The organism is Thalassotalea sp. PS06 (assembly GCF_007197775.1).
Lineage (GTDB): Bacteria > Pseudomonadota > Gammaproteobacteria > Enterobacterales > Alteromonadaceae > Thalassotalea_A.
Map to the genome: position 1 here is coordinate 3,208,566 of NZ_CP041638.1, position 20,325 is coordinate 3,228,890.

At 45.5% G+C, this 20,325-nt stretch carries 12 protein-coding genes and 1 riboswitch; of the genes, 9 read left to right on the forward strand and 3 right to left on the reverse strand.

The window, feature by feature from the left end:
• Nucleotides 1-84 precede the first annotated feature (84 nt).
• Entirely contained in the window at nucleotides 85-1,008 is a 924-nt protein-coding gene (gene dapA / locus FNC98_RS14145) for a 4-hydroxy-tetrahydrodipicolinate synthase (RefSeq protein WP_144034950.1), read from the reverse strand.
• 146 nt (nucleotides 1,009-1,154) lie between these two features.
• Nucleotides 1,155-1,349, reverse strand: a riboswitch (Lysine riboswitch).
• Between the two features lie 182 nt (nucleotides 1,350-1,531).
• On the opposite strand from dapA, the gene FNC98_RS14150 reads away from it, so the two are divergent.
• Nucleotides 1,532-2,560, forward strand: coding sequence for a methyltransferase (locus FNC98_RS14150; RefSeq protein WP_144034951.1), 1,029 nt, complete (start codon nucleotides 1,532-1,534; stop codon nucleotides 2,558-2,560).
• Between the two features lie 369 nt (nucleotides 2,561-2,929).
• Nucleotides 2,930-3,649, forward strand: coding sequence for a two-component system response regulator ArcA (arcA, locus tag FNC98_RS14155; RefSeq protein ID WP_144035581.1), 720 nt, complete (start codon nucleotides 2,930-2,932; stop codon nucleotides 3,647-3,649).
• A 59-nt stretch (nucleotides 3,650-3,708) separates the two neighbouring features.
• Here the strand turns inward: arcA and FNC98_RS14160 are convergent, their stop codons facing one another.
• The gene (locus FNC98_RS14160; protein WP_144034952.1) at nucleotides 3,709-4,041 is read right to left on the reverse strand and encodes an Hpt domain-containing protein; all 333 of its coding nucleotides are present in this window, start codon (nucleotides 4,039-4,041) and stop codon (nucleotides 3,709-3,711) included.
• A gap of 289 nt (nucleotides 4,042-4,330) precedes the next feature.
• On the opposite strand from FNC98_RS14160, the gene folE2 reads away from it, so the two are divergent.
• The 5 genes from folE2 to FNC98_RS14185 all read left to right on the forward strand — a co-directional run bounded on the left by folE2 (nucleotide 4,331) and on the right by FNC98_RS14185 (nucleotide 15,242).
• The gene (folE2, locus tag FNC98_RS14165; RefSeq protein WP_144034953.1) at nucleotides 4,331-5,260 is read left to right on the forward strand and encodes a GTP cyclohydrolase FolE2; all 930 of its coding nucleotides are present in this window, start codon (nucleotides 4,331-4,333) and stop codon (nucleotides 5,258-5,260) included.
• A 778-nt stretch (nucleotides 5,261-6,038) separates the two neighbouring features.
• Nucleotides 6,039-6,584, forward strand: a complete 546-nt coding sequence (locus FNC98_RS14170) for a YkvA family protein (RefSeq protein ID WP_144034954.1) — start codon at nucleotides 6,039-6,041, stop codon at nucleotides 6,582-6,584.
• Nucleotides 6,585-7,484: 900 nt separating this feature from the next.
• Nucleotides 7,485-11,942: a glutamate synthase large subunit gene (gene gltB, locus FNC98_RS14175; protein ID WP_144034955.1), complete on the forward strand. Its 4,458-nt coding sequence runs from the start codon at nucleotides 7,485-7,487 to the stop codon at nucleotides 11,940-11,942.
• A gap of 8 nt (nucleotides 11,943-11,950) precedes the next feature.
• Nucleotides 11,951-13,393, forward strand: coding sequence for an FAD-dependent oxidoreductase (locus tag FNC98_RS14180; protein WP_144034956.1), 1,443 nt, complete (start codon nucleotides 11,951-11,953; stop codon nucleotides 13,391-13,393).
• 154 nt (nucleotides 13,394-13,547) lie between these two features.
• Nucleotides 13,548-15,242: a phytoene desaturase family protein gene (locus FNC98_RS14185; RefSeq protein WP_144034957.1), complete on the forward strand. Its 1,695-nt coding sequence runs from the start codon at nucleotides 13,548-13,550 to the stop codon at nucleotides 15,240-15,242.
• A gap of 304 nt (nucleotides 15,243-15,546) precedes the next feature.
• Here the strand turns inward: FNC98_RS14185 and FNC98_RS14190 are convergent, their stop codons facing one another.
• Nucleotides 15,547-17,730, reverse strand: coding sequence for an OsmC domain/YcaO domain-containing protein (locus FNC98_RS14190; protein ID WP_144034958.1), 2,184 nt, complete (start codon nucleotides 17,728-17,730; stop codon nucleotides 15,547-15,549).
• 489 nt (nucleotides 17,731-18,219) lie between these two features.
• Between FNC98_RS14190 and FNC98_RS14195 the strand changes: the two genes are divergently transcribed.
• Together FNC98_RS14195 and FNC98_RS14200 are read left to right on the forward strand one after the other, a co-directional pair.
• The gene (locus tag FNC98_RS14195; RefSeq protein WP_185967986.1) at nucleotides 18,220-19,050 is read left to right on the forward strand and encodes an HAD-IIB family hydrolase; all 831 of its coding nucleotides are present in this window, start codon (nucleotides 18,220-18,222) and stop codon (nucleotides 19,048-19,050) included.
• A gap of 28 nt (nucleotides 19,051-19,078) precedes the next feature.
• Nucleotides 19,079-20,323, forward strand: coding sequence for a glycosyl transferase (locus FNC98_RS14200; RefSeq protein WP_144034960.1), 1,245 nt, complete (start codon nucleotides 19,079-19,081; stop codon nucleotides 20,321-20,323).
• Nucleotides 20,324-20,325: the final 2 nt, after the last annotated feature.

Consider the following 20,325-nt stretch of genomic DNA (forward strand, 5'->3'; position numbering starts at 1 on the left):
CACCGACATTTAAGATTTGTTTTTCTACCACGATGAAGAGAGTCTTTATTTAGATTGAATAGGGAAGAGAGGCCTTAACTAATATCAGGAAATATCAGCTAAGGCGGCTTGTTTTCGCTGCGCAGCATACCAATTACATACGCTCTTATCGGCATCAACAATACCTTGATGTTCGGTTAGCTCCAGATGCGTCAACGGCGCGCGTAGCATTGGCGAGGCAATCATATCGCGAAGATGCATCAAGACCTTGACCGGAATTGGGTTGGCAGCACTGAATAACGCATTCGTGGCGTTATACCAGACTGGGAACAAGGATTGGTTGTCACCGGCAACAGACTTTTTCACATACAGGTTTGTCTCTTGCGGCCACACGTTTGAACAAACCGATACCAGACCGACAGCCCCTGCTGCGGCAAGATAAGGCATTAGTGCATCTTCACCACTATACATGGCAAGGTTAGGCGCGACTTGCCGATACGCTAAAAACTGATGAATATCGCCACTGGCTTCTTTCATTGCCCATAAATTCTTGTGTTCCGCCAGATTAGCAACGGTCTGCTCAGGAATATTTACACCACTTCTGGAAGGCACATTGTAAATCATGCAAGGATGAGCCGCAGCATCCAGTAAATTTTTAAACCAGTGGGTCTGACCGGCCACACCCGGTTTTGCGTAAAATGGTGTGCCTAACAAGTAGGCGTGAATATCAAGACGATTGCAGTGCTTGATCCAATTCAGTTGCGCTGGCAAATCGGCGCCACCGACAGCAACCATCAGAGGCACGCCAGGTTGCAGTTTGCAGACAAAATCTACGATAGTAAGTTGATCTTCCGGAGCAATAGCCAGACCTTCCCCGGTGCTGCCGAGCAACAGGATGCCGTTACCAGCTTTTGCCTGCTGACGCACTAAATTGGTCAGGCTGTCAAAATCAATTGCTCCCAGCTCATCAAAAGGCGTGACAAGTGCAGTCCATGTCGAGTAGTCAGCCAAATTAAAATTGTTGGTCATAATAAACTCTTATAATGCTTCCTGGTTTCAAACGTTTTTACACGCTCGGTACATTACTGACCGCAAAAGTTTACGACGGTGCAGTCAGCAAGTCTAAATTCAATCAAAGGGAAGCTCTGGGTGTTTGCATGACAAAGGGTCACGCAAAGACCAGAAGCTCTCCACCATTTCAGGTGACAGCTGCCAGGATTCAGCCTGGTCAGCCGGTAGCATGATCATCAAAAATCACTTCAACGTACGTTGCAAGTATTGCCACCTCGGCGTTAATCCCCCTCATCACCCTTCGTCGGAGTTTGATCTCCTCCGGATAATTACCTGGTTAACGCTCCTCTTCTGGCCCTCTGTAAGAAGGGCGAATACACATCTAAGTGTATATAAGGGCTATTAAAGCACTAGATAGGTAACAATTCAACCGTTAAAGCCCCGAAAATACAGCCATATAACCGACATATTTGCTCTAAACTCTTTACTCTGCACAGCAAACTAAAGAAAATACCCGGCATATTCATTCAGGACATTCGGCATGGCTTTATCTAACCCTTCACAATTACTGTTGCGAAATGACGATTTGCTAGAGGCAAATTCACCATTATTGGTTAATTGCCCGGATCCTGAATTTTGCCGGGAACTACAGGCAATAAACCCCGATGCCAGCATAAGTGCTTATAACGTCAATTTTGCCGAGCACCGGAAATTATCGAAAGTGGCAAACATCCACGCCCATTTCTCCGAGTACTATCAGCGCGAAACCAAGCACGATTTGATCATCTTATATTTTCCAAAGTCCAAACATGAGTTTCAGTATTTACTGAACATGCTAGCCCCAGTGTTGCATAAAGATGGCTTAGTGTTAGTAGTTGGCGATAATAAAGGTGGGGTGAAGTCGTCACAAAAACTTGCCAGCAATATTACCCAGGCATATCAAAAGCTCGACTCTGCCAGACATTGCAGTCTGTTCTCATTTACCTTTCAGGATGATATCCCCGCATTTAATATCAAATCCTGGGTTGAATCATTTACCATTGAAAGCGGCGGTAAATCGCTAACCATTTGCCACTTGCCAGGGGTATTTAGCCGCGGTGAACTGGATAAAGGTACTGCTTTACTGCTGAACAACCTACCTCACGATATAAAAGGTAAGGTGTTGGATTTCGGGTGTGGCGCTGGTGTGATTGGCGCTGTTATTAAAAAGCGCTTTAAGCACACAGAAATTGATATGCTTGATGTCAATGCCATGGCCATTGCCAGTGCCAGGTTAACCCTCGATGCAAACAACCTCAGCGGCAACGTATTTGCTTCCGATGGTTTATCGAACGTATCTGGGAAATATCAATATGTGGTTTCTAACCCACCATTTCACCAAGGTATCAAAACCCACTATACGACCACGGAAACATTCCTCACTGACGTCCGTCGCTTTATGACGGTTAATGGGCAATTGACGATAGTGGCAAATAGTTTCTTAAAGTACGCGCCAATATTAAAACAACATTTTTCAAAATATGAGCTTATTGCCAATGCACAGGGCTTTAGCATCCATTATTGTAAATGATCAAAATCAACCGGAAAAAGTGCTAATTTTTGGCGGGTAAAAGTGTTCAAAAGTAGCGTTTCACGGCTCTAGTTACACTTAGTTTCAATTTGATTAACTCACTTTTAACATCTTGTTTTCTTTAATCACTACATATCATTAACCTAATCAGTGAGTTATCACTACATAGGTGACAAACATGTTGCTTTTTTGGTGTACATTTTTACAACAATTTCACCATTGTCACCGCGCTTCAATCCGATATCATACACCCAACGAATTAGCAGCCACGCCAAAACCAAAGGCTCAGCGGGAAAATGCGCTAATAAATGGATAAACATCTGGGCTGGCGTGGCTCAACCCTATTACACATTGTTAGAGGTGGAAATGATTAAAGAAGCCAACATTTTAATTATTGAAGATGAAGACGTGACTCGGTTGAGTCTACAAAACTTGTTTGAAGGTGAAGGTTACCGAACCCACCTCGCCACCAATGGTGAAGAGATCCTATCGGTGATCGAGTCACACAACATCGACCTGGTGTTAATGGATATTAATCTTCCAGGTAAAAACGGTTTGATTCTGGCGCGTGAAGTATTGCAGAGACATCAGATTGGTTTGATGTTTGTTACCAGTCGTGACAGTGAAGTAGATAAAGTTTTAGGTCTTGAGATCGGTGCCGATGATTACATCACTAAACCGTTCAACCCGCGTGAATTAACTATTCGCGTGCGCAATCTACTTAATCGCTTAAGCCGTAGTGAAAATCATACAACGACAGCTCAAGAAGATACTTCAGTCATTCAGTTCGATAACTGGAAGCTGGATCCGAACTCGCGTCAGATGATTTCTCCACGAGGTGAGAAAATTGCTATCCCTCGTGGTGAGTACCGGGCATTGCGCCTGTTAATGGAAAATCGTGGCAAGATCGTTTCCCGCCAGGAGTTGATCCGTCGTATGACTGGTCGCGAGCTACGCGAGAACGACCGTACCGTTGACGTAACCATTCGACGCCTGCGTAAGCATTTTGAAAGTGATGAGCAGAGCCCGGAATTTATCAACACCATTCACGGTGAAGGTTATCGCTTTGTCGGTAACTTAGACAGCTAAATAAATAGCTGCAAGAAATTAGAAAGGGTCTGGGGAGACTTACTGGAGTAGCGGCAGATTTAATTCAGCCACTGCTCCAGTGCCTTTAAGGCCTGGTCATTTTTAACGATTAAATTCATTAGCTGTTCTTGCAGTTCCTCAAAGTCAGCTTGCGAATACTCCAAATCACTGGAGAGTTGATATACTTCCTTAAGGCCAGTATTTCCTGAGGCAGATTTGAGTATATGGCAGTTCTCCTGCCATTGGGTGTAGCTCTGCAGCTCAATCGCCTGCTCCAGCTTTTGAAAATATTTTACTGCCTGTTCTTTATAGAGATCGACATTTTGCATGAAAGCTTCATGCCCAAGGACATCACGATACTGACTAATTAAGGTTTTATCTAATATGTCCATAGCATTGGAATTTTGTGACTTACTAGTAAAAATCTAGCAGTTATCTGGAAAGAGGCGAGGACTTTATTCATTTCCTTGGCACGGAACGGTCAGTTTTACAGTTTTTAACCAAGCGAAACGCCCGGAAATATTGATTTTAATCGACATATGATCCAGAATACCCGACCTTTTTACTAGGGCATATAATGTAATTACAGATTAAATGCCTTAAAGAATAATCAAGCCTTTGATTGCAGAAATTTTTTGCACTGGAAAGGCACCAAAACTGATGACAATACGCGGAGAAGTAATGCCAACATCAATGCCTGATATCGCCAACCACACTAAGGCCCAAACCGAGGGTACGCTGGATCGTGTTGGTATGGGGAATATTGAAATGCCAATCATGCTGGCTGCAAAAGACGAAGCAGAACGCATGATATCGGCTCACATTGACGCATTTGTTAATTTAAAAGAACCAAAAGCGAAAGGCATTCATATGTCTCGCCTTTACTTGTTATTGGATGAACTTGCCAGTAACAACACCTTAAACTATCAGTCTTTGGTTACTTTGCTGGATGAATTTATTAGCTCTCATCACGATTTAAGTGATACCGCTTTAGTTAAATTCCAGTTTGATTACCCAATGCGCCGCGAAGCACTTATCAGTGGTAAGTTGGGCTGGCGCGTATATCCAGTAACCATTACCGGCAAACTGGAACAGGGTCGCTTTGATATTGAATTAGGCGTTGATATCGCTTATTCATCTACCTGTCCATGCTCTGCAGCATTAGCTCGCCAGTTGATCCAAAAATCTTTCACTGAATCCTTTGCCGATCAAGACCAGGTTGCTGCGGAAGACGTTCATCAATGGCTTGGTACCACTCAGGGTATTGTTGCCACACCTCACAGTCAGCGCTCAATTGCAGAGATCAAAGTGAAGCTGAACAGTCAGGTAAACAATTTCCCAATCACCGATATCGTTGATACCGTGGAAAATGCGCTGCAAACACCAGTGCAGGCGGCTGTTAAACGTGAAGATGAGCAGGAATTTGCCCGCTTGAATGGTCAGAACCTAATGTTCTGTGAAGATGCTGCCCGTCGCGTACAACACGTAATGAATCAAGTCAGTGGTTATGACGATTATTGGGTGAAGATTAATCACCTGGAATCGCTACATGCCCATGATGCTGTTGCCGTTACCACCAAAGGTATCGAGGGCGGTTACCAGCCGGAATGATCAAACCGGTTTGATCAACAATTCAATAAGAGGTTGCTTCGGCAGCCTCTTTTTTTTGCAAAGTTTTTTGTCAGTTGAAAATTGTTAAGTAGGCGACAGAAAACGTCGCTCCGTGTGAGGTAAGCTTCGCTGAGGAAGGCGGGCGGTTTTGGCCAGGGATTGGCCTATATGCCGAAAATGCACAAGGACATGGATGTGCGCAGGTAGAATAACGCACTAATACGAGGATTTATGTAGGTAGAATAACGCACTAATACGAGGATGTATGTAGGTAGAATAACGCAGGAGCAGTTATCGAGGAGCAGTTATCGAGGAGCAGTTATCGAGGAGCAATTTTCGGTTTTGGCCAGGGATGGACTATATGCCGAAAATGCAGGAGCAATTTTCGGTGGAAGAAAAAAGCAAAATCCCTTGAGTCATTCCCTGATATTACAGGGAATCTTAGCTGGAGCTCGGTGTCCCTAAAGTGCGCGGCAGAAGCATACGCTATTCCATTTATTTACTCCGTCATCCCGCGCTCCGATACCGGATATCCCTTTTGTTTGCTGAGACTTGTTTACGTAGTTCTTAAGCTCAGAGGTTGAAATAGCAGAATCACAGCACAAGAGATCCAACGCTCAGACACATGGAAAGGCAGTGCATAATAAAACAGGTGAAAATTTAAAGGCTCTAAACCGCAACTATTACTCGTAGTAAATGGTGAAAAATAAATTCTTTGTTAAATTTAATAACTAAGAATCGAAAATCTCATCTTTTACGATGAGTCAGGAGCAAAAAAATGGCGTTTAACGTAACGTTTCAGTTATCAGAGTCCGATCTCGAACACTTTCGCGCGGTCATGGAGCGAGCGCAAAGTAATGCAAGACATCATGGTGAGCAGGCGATATTAGATAACGCCAAAAGCTTAATTGAGGATGTTCATCAAAACGTGCCTGATTTCGTCAAGGAGCGTATTGAGAAACTAAAAACTCTCATTCAGATGATTGAAGATACCGAATGGCAAATCCCAGAGGAAGAAAAGCAGGATGTGTTAAGCGCCCTGGCCTATTTCAGTGATCCTGAAGATTTGGTTCCCGATGATATCCCAGCCTTAGGGTTTCTTGATGATGCCATTATGATTGAGCTTGTTGCTTCTGATTTAAATGATGACATTGAAGCATTCCTGGAGTTTTGCAGCTATCGGGAGCGGGAAAAGGACCGCTCGTCGGAAACTATTACTAAGGACGACTGGCTCGATGCCAAGCGCCGCGAATTACATTCCCGGATGCGCCACCGACGATCAAGCCGACGCAGTGGCGGCTCGTCATTCCGCTCAGTTTTCTAAACGGTTAGATTAAAGTCACGAGGCGTCGCCAGACCTGACTCGCCAACATCGATAATTTTTTACCTTGATATCCTGTCGTAGCAGGATATGACGTTATCGGTTTTAGCAGGATATGACGCAAAGGGTTGAGTTTGTCTTGCGATCGCATGTCACCTTTCGAGAGCTTAAGCTCGCCGTTGTTACCCTTGCGAGCGCTTTAGTAGCTAGCACGTCATTCTACCAGAGCTTGAGCTCGAAGTTGTCACCCTTGCGAGCACTTTAGTGCAAGCACGTCACCCTACCAGAGCTTGAGCTCGAAGTTGTCACCCTTGCGAGCACTTTAGTGCAAGCACGTCACCCTACCAGAGCTTGAGCTCGAAGTTGTCACCCTTGCGAGCACTTTAGTGCAAGCACGTCACCCTACCAGAGCTTAAGCTCGAAGTTGTCACCCTTGCGAGCACTTTAGTGCAAGCACGTCACCCTACCAGAGCTTAAGCTCGAAGTTGCCACCCTTGCGAGCGCTTTAGTGCAAGCACGTCATTCGAATCCTGCAGACCACCAAAAAACGGGAAGAATCTGGTGATTTCTCATAAAACTGCCGCAATTTTGCATTTATATTAAAATTTTTTTAACTTCAATTTAATTCAACTGTAAAACTTTCAGTTCGAATTTCATACTTTGCTGCTGCCCTTACCCAATAAGCCCTCGCTGATTTTTTATTCTTAAGTCGCCTACATATCAGGCAATAATTAGCCTATCCTTAGTAAGAGTAATAACTCTATTTTTTATTGACCTCACCTAAAACTGGTTATATGGTGATAGGTTCCCCCGGCTGGATTTGCGGTACTTATTCAAAAAATCACGATGTTTATTCGCTATAACTAATGTCACCGCCAGCAAGTTTTAGAAGGAGAAATAGCCATGCAACTTTATGATCACAGTCAACAAAAAGACAACTGTGGTTTCGGGTTAATCGCCCATCAAGAAGGTGAAACCAGTCATAAGTTGATTAAAACCGCCATTTCTGCATTAGACAGAATGCAGCATCGTGGTGGTATTGCGGCCGACGGTAAAACCGGAGACGGCTGTGGCTTGCTAATGCAAAAACCGGATAGTTTCTTTCGTGCCATCGCCGAAGAGAATGGCTGGTACCTGAGCAGTAAATACGCGGTAGGTACGATTTTCCTTAACCCTGATCCGGTTATCGCTAACGAAACCAAAAAAATTCTCGAGCAAGAGTTAAATCAGGAAACTCTTGAAGTTGTTGGCTGGCGTGTAGTTCCAACCGACCCAAATGTGCTAGGCCCAATCGCGAAAAACAACCTGCCAACCATTGAGCAGATATTTATTAATGGTCCGCGAGGCTGGCGCAGTAAAGACTTAGAGCGCCGCCTGTACATGGCGCGTCGCCGTGCCGAAAAGCGGGTTCAGGATTCTGTGTTCTATGTTGCCAGCATGTCATGCCTGGTGAATATTTATAAAGGTCTGGTAATGCCTGCGGATTTACCGCGCTTTTATCTCGATCTTGCCGATATCCGCATGCAGTCAGCTATTTGTGTATTCCACCAGCGTTTCTCAACCAATACCTCACCACAGTGGCATTTGGCTCAACCATTCCGCTACCTTGCCCACAATGGTGAAATCAACACCATTCAGGGTAACCGTCAGTGGAGTAAGGCCCGTACTTACAAGTTCAAAAGTCCATTAATGCCGGATATGCAGGATGCTGCGCCATTTGTTAATGAAAGCGGTTCAGATTCATCATCGCTAGATAACATGCTTGAGCTATTCATGGCCGGCGGTATGGATTTATATCGCGCGATGCGTTTGTTGATGCCCCCAGCATGGCAAAACAACCCATCCATGGATGACGAGCTAAAAGCATTCTATGAGTTTAACTCGATGCATATGGAGCCTTGGGATGGCCCTGCCGGTATCGTCATGACTAACGGTCGTCACGTTGCCTGTAACCTTGACCGCAATGGTCTGCGTCCGGCTCGTTATGTAAGAACCCGAGATGGTTTTATCACCCTTGCTTCTGAGATTGGTATCTGGGATTACGGCGAAGATGAAGTCGTTGAAAAAGGCCGTGTTGGTCCAGGCGAGATGTTATCAGTGGATACCTACACCGGTAAGTTATTAAAATCTTCTGATATTGATGATGATTTGAAAACCCGTCATCCGTATCGTGAATGGTTGAGTAACAACATTCGTCAGCTGGTTCCATTCGATCAACTTGCTGCCGAATTAGTGGGTAAGCGTGTATTTACCGACCAGCAAATGAGTGAGATGCACAAGCTGTTTAACTATTCCTATGAAGAGATCCAGCAGGTCATCAAGGTAATGGCCGAAAATGGTCAGGAAGCGACCGGCTCCATGGGTGATGACACACCAATGGCGGTACTTTCAAGCCGCCCAAGAACCCTGTTTGATTATTTCCGTCAGCAGTTTGCTCAAGTAACCAATCCACCAATCGATCCACTGCGTGAACGTTACGTGATGTCTCTTGCCACCTGTATTGGTCGTGAGCACAACGTCTTTAACGAAACCACAGGCCATGCAGACCGCATTCAGTTTGAAACCCCGGTATTGATGTACACCGGTATCAAGCAGCTACGGGAATTAGAAGCTGAGCATTATCGTTCACACACTATCTGTCTGAACTACTCGCCAGAAGAAGGCCTGGAAAATGCTATTCGCCGTGTATGTGATGAAGCGGTAGAGCTGGTTCGTAATGACACGGTTATCCTGATCTTATCGGACCGTAAGGTCAGCAAAGACAAGTTACCTATCCCAGCAGCTATGGCTGTTGGTGCCGTACAACAGCGCCTGGTAGACGAGCAATTGCGTTGTGAGTCCAATATTGTTGTTGAAACCGCATCGGTTCGCGACCCGCACCACTTCGCGGTATTATTCGGTTTAGGGGCAACGGCTATCTATCCATTCCTGGCATTTGAAACCATTGAACAAATGGTTGAGCAGGGCAAGATTGATATGCCAGCTCGCACCGCCTTACAAAATTATCGTAATGCCATAAACAAAGGCTTGTTAAAAATCCTCTCAAAAATGGGGATTTCTACCATTGCCAGTTACCGCTGCTCAGGTTTATATGAAGTGATTGGTCTTAACCAATCCATCATGGAGCTATGTTTCCCTGGTATCCCTAGCCGCATTCAGGGCGCCGATTTCACCGATATTCAGCAAGATAATATTAATCTTGCCCGCCGTGCCTGGTTACCGCACCAAAAAGTTCAGCATGGTGGATTATTAAAGTATGTTCACGATGGTGAGTATCATTGCTTTAACCCGGACGTGGTGAAATCTTTGCAAGATTCCGTACAAAGCGGCAACTACGATGACTACAAAGTATTCGCCGATGCGGTAAATAACCGCCCCGTGGCTACCCTGCGTGATTTAATGGGATTAAAGGAAGATACCGAAGCTATCGATATCAACGACGTTGAAGCCGATACGGAAATGTATAAGCGCTTTGACAGTGCCGCCATGTCTATCGGCGCGTTGTCACCTGAAGCCCATGAATCGTTAGCGATTGCGATGAACCGCTTAGGTGGTTTCTCGAACTCTGGTGAAGGTGGTGAAGATGCTGCCCGCTTTGGTACGGTAAGAAATTCTCGAATCAAACAAATCGCTTCCGGTCGTTTCGGTGTAACCCCTCACTATCTGGTCAATGCCGATGTACTGCAGATCAAAGTTGCCCAAGGTGCAAAACCGGGTGAAGGTGGGCAACTACCGGGCGACAAAGTCACGCCGCTTATCGCTAAACTACGTTTCTCTGTGCCGGGTGTGACCTTGATTTCACCACCGCCGCATCATGATATTTACTCCATCGAAGATTTAGCCCAGCTAATTTTCGACCTGAAACAGGTTAACCCGAAATGTATCGTTTCGGTGAAACTGGTTTCGGGCCCGGGTGTTGGTACTATCGCCTCTGGTGTTGCTAAGGCTTACGCCGATTTCATCACCATCTCAGGTTACGATGGTGGTACGGGTGCCAGCCCATTAACCTCGGTTAAATATGCCGGTTGTCCATGGGAGCTAGGTCTTGCTGAAGCCCATCAGTCGTTAGTAGAAAACGGCCTACGCCATAAGGTTCGCCTGCAGGTTGATGGTGGTCTGAAAACTGGACTGGATATCGTCAAAGCAGCAATTTTGGGAGCGGAAAGCTTTGGTTTTGGTACCGCGCCTATGGTTGCTTTGGGTTGTAAGTTCCTACGTATCTGCCATTTGAATAACTGTGCCACCGGTGTTGCCACTCAGGATGCGCTATTACGTGAAGAGTACTTCAAAGGCTTACCGGAACAGGTAATGAACTACTTCCGCTTTGTGGCCCAGGAAGTTCGTGAAATTCTGGCGCAGCTTGGCGTTGCATCATTAACCGAATTAATCGGTCGCACCGACCTGTTAGTGCCTCTGCAAGGCCTCACTGCTAAGCAACAAAAGCTGGATATTAGCCCAATCATTGCGCCAGTTGTTGCCAGCAAGCACACCGCTTTGTATCAAACAGAAGCGAATACGCCGTTTGATAAAGGCGCTTTGAACCAGGCAATTCTGGCTCAGGTAGAAGATGCTATTACCAATAAAACGGGTGGTGAGTTTAACTTTACCGCGCAAAATACCGACCGCAGTGTTGGTGCCTTAATCTCTGGTGAGATCGCCCGTCAGCATGGCGATCAGGGTATGAGTGCTAATCCAATCAATATCAAACTAACCGGTACCGTCGGCCAGAGTTTTGCCTGTTGGAATGCCGGTGGCCTCAACATTACTCTTGTTGGCGATGCCAACGATTACGTGGGTAAAGGTATGGCCGGTGGTCAAGTAGTGATTCATCCACCGAAAGGCGTCACGTACCAGCCACACCTAACACCAATTATGGGTAATACCTGTTTATATGGCGCAACTGGTGGTCGTTTATATGCCGCAGGTCGTGCGGGTGAGCGTTTCGGGGTACGTAACTCAGGTTGTAACGCAGTAATCGAAGGTACCGGTGATCACGCCTGTGAATACATGACCGGTGGTATCGTCACGATTCTTGGCGAGACCGGATTAAACTTTGGTGCCGGTATGACAGGTGGTTTTGCCTATGTCTTAGATGAAGCAAACGACCTGGAAAAACGTATCAATGGCGAGTCTATTGAGATTGTGTCGCTGGATGAGCTAGTCATTCATCAGGAGCACCTGCGCGGCATCATCACACACCACATGGAATTAACGGGTAGTGAGCGCGCTTGCGAGATCCTGGATAATTTTGCTGAGTTTAGTCAGAAATTTAAGCTAATTAAGCCGAAAGCTGTGGATGTACAGACGCTGCTAGGACACCGCAGCCGCTCTTCCGCTGAATTACGAGTACAGGCGCAATAGAGGCAGTTATGAGTAAAAATGTTTATCAATTTGTGGATGTAAAAAGAATTGATCCACCGAAAAAAGCCATCGAACAAAGAAAAGAAGCTTTTGTTGAGATTTATAACCCGTTAAGCGCCGAACAAAGTAGTGGTCAGGCTGATCGCTGCTTAGATTGTGGTAACCCGTATTGTGAATGGAAATGCCCGGTACACAACTACATTCCACAATGGCTGGAGTTAGTCACTGATGGCAAAATTTTCGAAGCCGCAGACTTGTGTCACCAGACCAACAGCTTACCTGAAATGTGTGGTCGCGTTTGTCCTCAGGACAGATTGTGTGAATCCGCATGTACCCTGAACGATGAATTCGGTGCGGTAACCATAGGCAATATCGAAAAATACATAACCGATACCGCCTTTGCCCAGGGTTGGAAACCGGACTTATCCCACGTTGTGCCGACCGGTAAAAAAGTGGCAGTTATCGGTGCCGGACCTGCAGGCCTTGCCTGCGCCGATGTGTTAACTCGCCACGGCGTAAAAGCAGTAGTGTATGACAAGCAAGCGCAAATCGGTGGATTGCTGACCTTCGGTATCCCATCATTCAAGCTGGAAAAAGATGTCATTCAGCGTCGTCGCGAAATCTTCGAAGGCATGGGCATCGAATTTGTATTAAACACCAATGTTGGCGTTGACGTTGAATTCTCTACCCTGTGTGATGAGTACGATGCGGTGTTCTTAGGGTTAGGTACCTACACCGATATGACAGGTGGATTTGCTAACGAAGGCGCAACCGGCGTTTATAACGCCTTGGATTACCTGATCGGTAATACCCAACACGTGATGGGCATTACTGAAAATGCCAAGCCGTACACCAGTTTTAAAAACAAAAAAGTGATTGTTTTAGGTGGTGGTGATACCGCCATGGATTGCGTTCGTACCGCGGTTCGTCAGGGTGGCGCCGAAGTAACCTGTGCGTATCGTCGTGATGAAGCAAACATGCCGGGCTCTCCGCGCGAAGTACAAAACGCGAAAGAAGAAGGGGTTAACTTTCAGTTTAACCTTCAGCCTTTAGACATCAGTGTTGATGAAAATGGCGTTGCTAATGGCGTTACCTTTGTACGCACTCAGTTAGGTCAGCCAGACGCCAATGGTCGTCGCTCACCGGAGCCTATCGAAGGTAGTGAATTTACAATGGAAGCGGATGCGGTTGTTATCGCCTTTGGTTTCCTGCCAAGCCCGCCACAGTGGATGAAAGATGCTGGTGTAGAAGTGGATGCGAAAGGCCGTGTCATTGCCACTGAAAAATCAGCATTTGCGCTGCAAACTACCAAGCAAAATATCTTTGCTGGTGGCGATATGGTGCGCGGTTCAGATTTGGTCGTAACGGCTATCGATGAAGGCCGAAAAGCCGCATTAGGTATCCTCGACTTTGTCCTATCCGAAGAACTGATACAAATTCAATCTGCCTAATATTTGCATATAGGGGGCACTCGACGAGTTTCTAATTCCTAGGGTGTCCACCTTCCACCTTCCACCTTCCACCTTCCGCCTTTAATAAATCCTGTTTCTTAGCGTTATTTTTGCTAACCTGACTGCTCACGTTTTCATAATAAGAGTCGATACAATGACCGAAGTAAATCAAGCGTCAGAAAGCAACCAGCAAGAATTTCCTGCGGATCCTGAATCCACCGAACGTCGGGTGAAAAAAGTAGCGGTTCGTACCGGGCGGCGATTACAGAAAAAGAATGTAAAAGACGATTACGACGTTATTGTTATTGGCTCTGGCATCGGCGGATTGGTAAACGCCGCGCTTTTATCCCTTTCCGGCAAAAAAGTCTGTGTCCTTGAACAACATTATACCGCCGGTGGTTTTACCCATGCTTATCAACGTAAAGGTTATGAGTGGGACGTAGGCGTTCACTACATTGGTGAAGTACATAGAGAGCATACGCCACTTAGACGCATCTTCGATGTCGTCAGCGAAAATCGCCTGAAATGGCAAGCCATGGATCCGGTATACGATCGCATCTTTATCGGTGATGAGTCCTATGACTTAGTTGCCGGCATTGAAAACTTTATTGAATCTCTGGTGGCGAAATTTCCTGAAGAAAAACAGGCCATCATTGATTATGTGAATCTGGTGAGAGACGTCAGCTATCGCTCCAACAAGTACTTTGCTGCGCAAGCGATGCCAAAATGGCTAGCCAAGGCTTACAACAAAGTCCGCCCGAAAGTCGTTCGTAAAGAATATTTTCAAACAACCCATGAGGTTCTAAGCAGCCTTACCGACAATCAGCAGTTGATTGGCGTACTTGCCGGCCAATGGGGTGATTATGGTCTGCCGCCGAAAAAGTCGAGCTTTTTAATGCATGCGCTGTTAGTCAAACATTACCTCAATGGCGCGGCTTATCCCGTTGGTGGCGCTTCCTCTATTGCCCGGGAAATCATCCCCACCATTACCCAAACCGGTGGTGATGTGTTTACCGATGCCAAAGTTGAACAACTATTGGTAGAAAACAATCGCGCGGTTGGAGTCAAGCTTACCTGTGGATTAGAAATAAAAGCGGCGCAGGTAGTCAGTAATATTGGTTATCACAATACCGTCCGCAAACTACTACCGGAATCGGTGCAAAGTCAGTTTAAGCTAAGACAACAAGCAGACAAGATGAAATCGTCAGGCGGCTCCTTGTGCTTGTACGCGGGCTTTAAAGGCAGTGCTAAAGACCTTGGTTTAGATAGCACCAACCTCTGGATTTACCCCACCGCTGACCATGACTTTACGGTGAGCGAATATGAAAAATCTGCCGGTGAAGATAATTTCCCTATCGTCTATATCAGTTTTCCATCGAGCAAAGATCCACAATGGGATCAGCGTTTCCCAGATAAATCAACGGTTGAGATTGTTACCCTTTCCAACATGAAATGGTTTGAACAGTGGTCAGGTACCGAGTGGAATAAGCGTGGTGAAGAATACGAAGCATTGAAAGAGAAGTTATCTCAGCGCTTGTTAAATGTGTTATTCAAACATCGCCCACAATTAAAAGACGCGCTTGATTATTATGAGCTGTCGACACCGTTATCGACGGAGTTTTATCAGCTTAATGACAATGGTGAAATTTACGGTTTAGAGCATAGCCTGGAGCGTTTTAAAAGCTCACCGGTTCATACCGAAACTCCGATTAAAAACTTCTATTTAACCGGCGCCGATGTGATCACCGCAGGTGTGGGTGGTGCCGCTATGGGCGGTGTGATCACTACGATGCGGATGATGGGTATGAAAAAAGCCAAAAGCATCCAAGCCCTACTGCGCGGTAAATAATACCAATCACATTAAATTATTACTCACTCAGTGAGAATTTAAAGGCTTTTAGACAAGGCTTTGATTGCAGAGAATGGTTATTCCATTTTCAAAATTAGCCAAAATCAGTAACGTAGTCCAAACGCCTTTAAAACTCACCCGAAGGGAGTTAGTGAGAGGCCCATTTACGGCCCTATATTTCATTAATATAGAATGACTATATCCATAAAATCTATGTTATAAATGAACCTCGGCCCTAACTCTGAGTTGTGCACAAACTTAGTATGATTGGTATAATCTTGCGCATAGGGCCTATCGTTTGAAATTAGGCTTTAGCGGCGGCAGCGCGAGCCTGATGCAATTTCTTATAGCTATCAATCAAACGCAGGTGCTTGTCTAAGCCTTCCAGCTTCATGCTGGTTGGTGTCAGGCCCGGGAAACGGATTTCTCCGTAAACGGTGCCAACAACAGTTTCCATGACTTCTTCACCAAACATACGGCTTAGATTATGAATGTAATCGTCCAGCTCTAAGTCTTCTTCCAGGGCAATTTCCAGTACCGCATGCACCGCCTGATAAAACAGGCCACGCTCTACCGTGTTGTCGTTGTATTGAAGGAATTCTTCCACCAGTTCCTGAGCCGCTTCGGCCTCACCAATGGCAAGGTAAATCAGGATCTTAAGCTCAAGAATCGTCAATTGCCCCCAAACCGTATTCTCATCGAATTCAATACCAATCAAGGTAATGATATCAATGTAATTATCCTGCTGGCTCGCTTCTAAACGTTCAACCAGTGCGGTTAACTGCTCATCATCAAGCTTATGAATATTCAGGATATCTTCACGATAATCCAACGCTTTGTTGGTGTTATCCCAGATCAAATCTTCTACCGGATAGATTTCAGAATAATCTGGAACCAGGATACGACAGGCAGAAGCGCCAAGTTGATCAAATTCTGCGACATAAACTTCCTTGCCCATATTCTCGAGAATACCAAACAGATAGGCGCTTTCTTCTTCATTGCTACCGGTGAAGTCCCATTCAACGAACTCATAGTCGTGCTTAGCACTGAAAAAACGCCATGAGATAACGCCAGTTGAATCAATAAAGTGTTCAACAAAGTTTTCTGGCTCACTCACCGCCATACTGTTAAACGTAGGTTTCGGTACATCGTTTAATCCTTCAAAACTGCGGCCCTGCAACAATTCGGTCAGGCTTCGCTCTAATGCCACTTCAAAGCTTGGATGGGCGCCAAAAGATGCAAATACACCACCAGTCTTCGGGTTCATCAGAGTGACACACATTACTGGGAACTGACCGCCTAAAGAGGCATCTTTAACGACAACAGGAAAACCCTGGGCTTCCAGACCTTCGATACCAGCAACAATGCCCGGGAATCTTGCTAACACTTCCTCTGGCACATCAGGAAGAACAATTTCCTGTTCGATGATCTGGCGTTTTACTGCCCGTTCAAAAATCTCCGACAAACACTGCACATGGGCTTCATGGGCATTATTACCAGCACTCATACCATTACTTAAAAACAGGTTTTCAATAAGATTTGAAGGAAAATAAACGGTCTCGCCATCGGATTGGCGCACGTAAGGAATGGAACAGATACCGCGCTCGGCATTGCCAGAGTTAGTATCAATTAGGTTGGAACCACCAAGCTCGCCTGTTGGGTCATAAATTTCCCGGGTGTATTCATCCAAAATACCTGGCGGCAGGGCATCATCGTCCTCAAGCTTAAACCATTTCTCATTGGGATAATGAACGAATTCAGCATTGGCAATTTCCTCACCAAAGAACTGATCGTTGTAGAAGAAATTACAATTTAAGCGCTCAATAAACTCTCCTAAGGCTGAGCACAAAGCACTTTCTTTAGTCGCTCCTTTACCATTGGTAAAACACATTGGCGATGCAGCATCGCGAATATGCAATGACCAAACATTCGGCACAATGTTGCGCCAAGAAGACACTTCAATCTTCATTCCCAAATCTGCCAGCATTTTGGTCATATTGGCGATGGTTTTCTCGAGCGGTAAATCCTTACCCAGAATATAGGTGCTGTCATCTTCCGGGAACTCGGTAAGCATGGCATTGGCGTCCTCATCCAGACTATCTACCATTTCCACTTTAAATTCAGGCTCAGTTTGAATGACTTTTTTAACCGTACAACGGTCAATCGAGCGTAAAATCCCTTGCCGATCTTTTTCTGAAATACTCTCCGGTAATTCCACCTGAATCTGGAAAATCTGGTTGTAACGATCTTCCGGGTCGACAATGTTGTTTTGCGATAACCGGATATTGTCCGTCGGGATATTGCGAGCATTACAATAAACACGGACAAAATAGCCCGCACAAAGTGCAGAAGATGCCAGGAAATAATCAAACGGGCTGGGCGCTGAACCATCCCCTTTGTAACGAATAGGTTGGTCGGTTACGACAGTGAAATCATCAAACTTGGCTTCCAGTCTGAGGTTTTCAAGAAAATTAACTTTGATTTCCATTAACGGGTCTCCGCAATCATGCGTTTTTTGGGAGGGATTCGGTTTGCTAGCAATTATAATGAATTGTCACTGTATACACAGTAGCGAATCGCAATAATATATCGCCATCACGCATATTTATGTCGGCTTCGCGCGTTGGTGGCTAAATTTAAGCGTTAGCATCCGATCATTCATCTTTACTCATACCACCTGCGTTCCGTTTTAACCGTTGAACGTTGCGGTTGTCTATCAAGGTTAGGAAACCTTACCAGTGTAAGCAACAACACCTTGACCGAAGCCAACACTCGAATTGCACAAAGATCGAACGCACCAAAAAAGTGCAGGCGCACAAATATCGTTCAAAAAATGCCAACTTACACTCTAACCATTGCCCGAATATGGCTCATTGCGCGCGATAGCATCTTGGTACGCTTGTTGCTCCCAGTAATATACCCCACGAGATTCATCTCGATGAATCCCTTGCAACATCGATAATAAAAGGCTGGCATTTTGGAAAACCAATACATAATTTCTACCGATCTCGACGGCACCCTTCTTGACCATCACACCTATCGTTTTAACAAAGCCATGCCGGCACTTGAATATTGTGACAACGCTCAGGTTCCGATCATCTTCAATACCAGTAAAACCTTTATCGAAACCGAACGCCTATGCAAAACCCTGAATAACAACCACCCTTTCATTATTGAAAATGGATCGGCTTTGTATATTCCCAAAGACTATTTTGCCAAAGAAGCGGAATGCAAGGTTCTTCGCTTTGATGCTGGTGCCTACTGGTTATACAAATTCGGATTAAACCGTTCAGAAATTCTCTCCCGTTTAACCACCTTTAACGCCCAGCATTCATTCAAATATCGTGGTTTTAACGCCATGTCGGCACGCGAATTATGTCAGGTAACTGGCCTCAACCTGGACCAGGCAGCAAGTGCACAGGAGAGACAATTTTCCGAGCCATTATATTGGCAAGACAAGGAAGACAACCTCAAAAGCTTTGTAAAACATCTGCAGCTTTATGGCCTAAACGTCATTAAAGGCGGCCGGTTCGTGCATGTGCTTGGCCAGAGTAATAAGGCTAAGCCGTTAACATTTCTTAAAGAAATGTATGAGCTAAACAGCGATAACCAGCAAACCTTGATCGCCCTTGGCGACAGTGACAATGACCGCGATATGCTCAGCTGCGCTGATATTGCCGTCGTCATTGCCTCTCCGGTACATGAAAATCCAGTAATAGAAAAACATCCGCACCTGATCCGCTCACGCTATCAGGGTCCAGATGGTTGGAACGATTCCATCCTTACCCTGCTTCAGGAAAACGCGTAACTAGCTAACGAGACTAAGGAGATCTTTTATGGGTGACTTTTATCAAAACGGTATTATTACTACCTTGCATAACCTGTCCCGCCGTCCAGTTGAAGATATGGAAGAAGAGCTAAAAGAGTTCAGTCAGGTACGGCCTATGGGTTTAGTTTTACCCTCTCTGTATTCAGAGCTGGAAACCAAAGCCTTACCGAATATTATCAATGAACTCACCAAGGTTCCCTATCTCTCGCAGATTGTTATCGGCCTGGATAGGGCCGATGAAGACCAATACCGACACGCGCTCGAGTTTTTCTCAAAACTACCGCAACCACATCAGGTGTTATGGAATGATGGTCCTCGCTTAAAAGCTCTCGATAAAGAGTTGCAGGAGTTGGGTCTGGCGCCAGAGCATATGGGTAAAGGCCGTAATGTCTGGTATTGCTTTGGCTATGTCCTTGCCTGTAATCAGGTGGAATCTGTTGCTTTACATGATTGCGATATTCTGACCTATGATCGCAACTTACTCGCCCGCTTAATTTATCCGGTCGCCAACCCGAAATTTAACTATGAATTCTGTAAGGGCTTTTACTCACGCATTGCTAACGGCACCTTGAATGGCCGCGTTAGTCGCTTGCTTGTAACTCCACTGATTCGGGCATTGAAAAAACTGGTGGATGATACCGAATATCTCGATTACCTCGATAGCTATCGCTACGCTTTGGCGGGCGAATTTTCTTTTCGAATCGATGTACTTAACGACTTACGAATCCCCAGCGACTGGGGTTTAGAAATTGGCGTACTGGCGGAAATGAAACGCAACTATGCCACCAACCGTTTGTGTCAAGTGGATATTGCCGATGTTTATGATCACAAACATCAGGACCTGTCACAACATGACGATTGCGGTGGCCTGTCGAAAATGTCTATCGATATTGCCAAAGCATTGTTCCGTAAACTGGCGATTCAAGGCACAGTATTTAACAATGGTACCTTCAGGACCCTGAAAGCAACCTACTACAGAATCGCTCTCGATTTCATTGAAACCTACCGAAACGATGCGATGATCAATGGCCTTGAGCTCGATGTTCACAAAGAAGAACAAGCCGTTGAGCTGTTCGCTGAAAACATTATCAAAGCCGGTAATAAGTTTTTAGAAGATCCGATGGAAACACCATTTATTCCAAGCTGGAACCGGGTGATTAATGCCAAGCCGGATATTTTCGAGCGCTTAAAAGCCGCGGTTGAAGCTGACAACCAGGAATTTTCTGCGCATTTACAGAAAAAGTCCGCCTGATT

Excerpts from the sequence above, each read along its gene's own strand:
- folE2 (WP_144034953.1), top strand. The coding sequence starts at position 4,331 with ATGCCAACATCAATGCCTGATATCGCCAACCACACTAAGGCCCAAACC.
- FNC98_RS14200 (WP_144034960.1), top strand. The coding sequence starts at position 19,079 with ATGGGTGACTTTTATCAAAACGGTATTATTACTACCTTGCATAACCTG.
- FNC98_RS14180 (WP_144034956.1), top strand. The coding sequence starts at position 11,951 with ATGAGTAAAAATGTTTATCAATTTGTGGATGTAAAAAGAATTGATCCA.
- FNC98_RS14190 (WP_144034958.1), bottom strand. The coding sequence starts at position 17,730 with ATGGAAATCAAAGTTAATTTTCTTGAAAACCTCAGACTGGAAGCCAAG.
- FNC98_RS14170 (WP_144034954.1), top strand. The coding sequence starts at position 6,039 with ATGGCGTTTAACGTAACGTTTCAGTTATCAGAGTCCGATCTCGAACAC.
- dapA (WP_144034950.1), bottom strand. The coding sequence starts at position 1,008 with ATGACCAACAATTTTAATTTGGCTGACTACTCGACATGGACTGCACTT.
- FNC98_RS14185 (WP_144034957.1), top strand. The coding sequence starts at position 13,548 with ATGACCGAAGTAAATCAAGCGTCAGAAAGCAACCAGCAAGAATTTCCT.
- FNC98_RS14160 (WP_144034952.1), bottom strand. The coding sequence starts at position 4,041 with ATGGACATATTAGATAAAACCTTAATTAGTCAGTATCGTGATGTCCTT.
- FNC98_RS14150 (WP_144034951.1), top strand. The coding sequence starts at position 1,532 with ATGGCTTTATCTAACCCTTCACAATTACTGTTGCGAAATGACGATTTG.
- gltB (WP_144034955.1), top strand. The coding sequence starts at position 7,485 with ATGCAACTTTATGATCACAGTCAACAAAAAGACAACTGTGGTTTCGGG.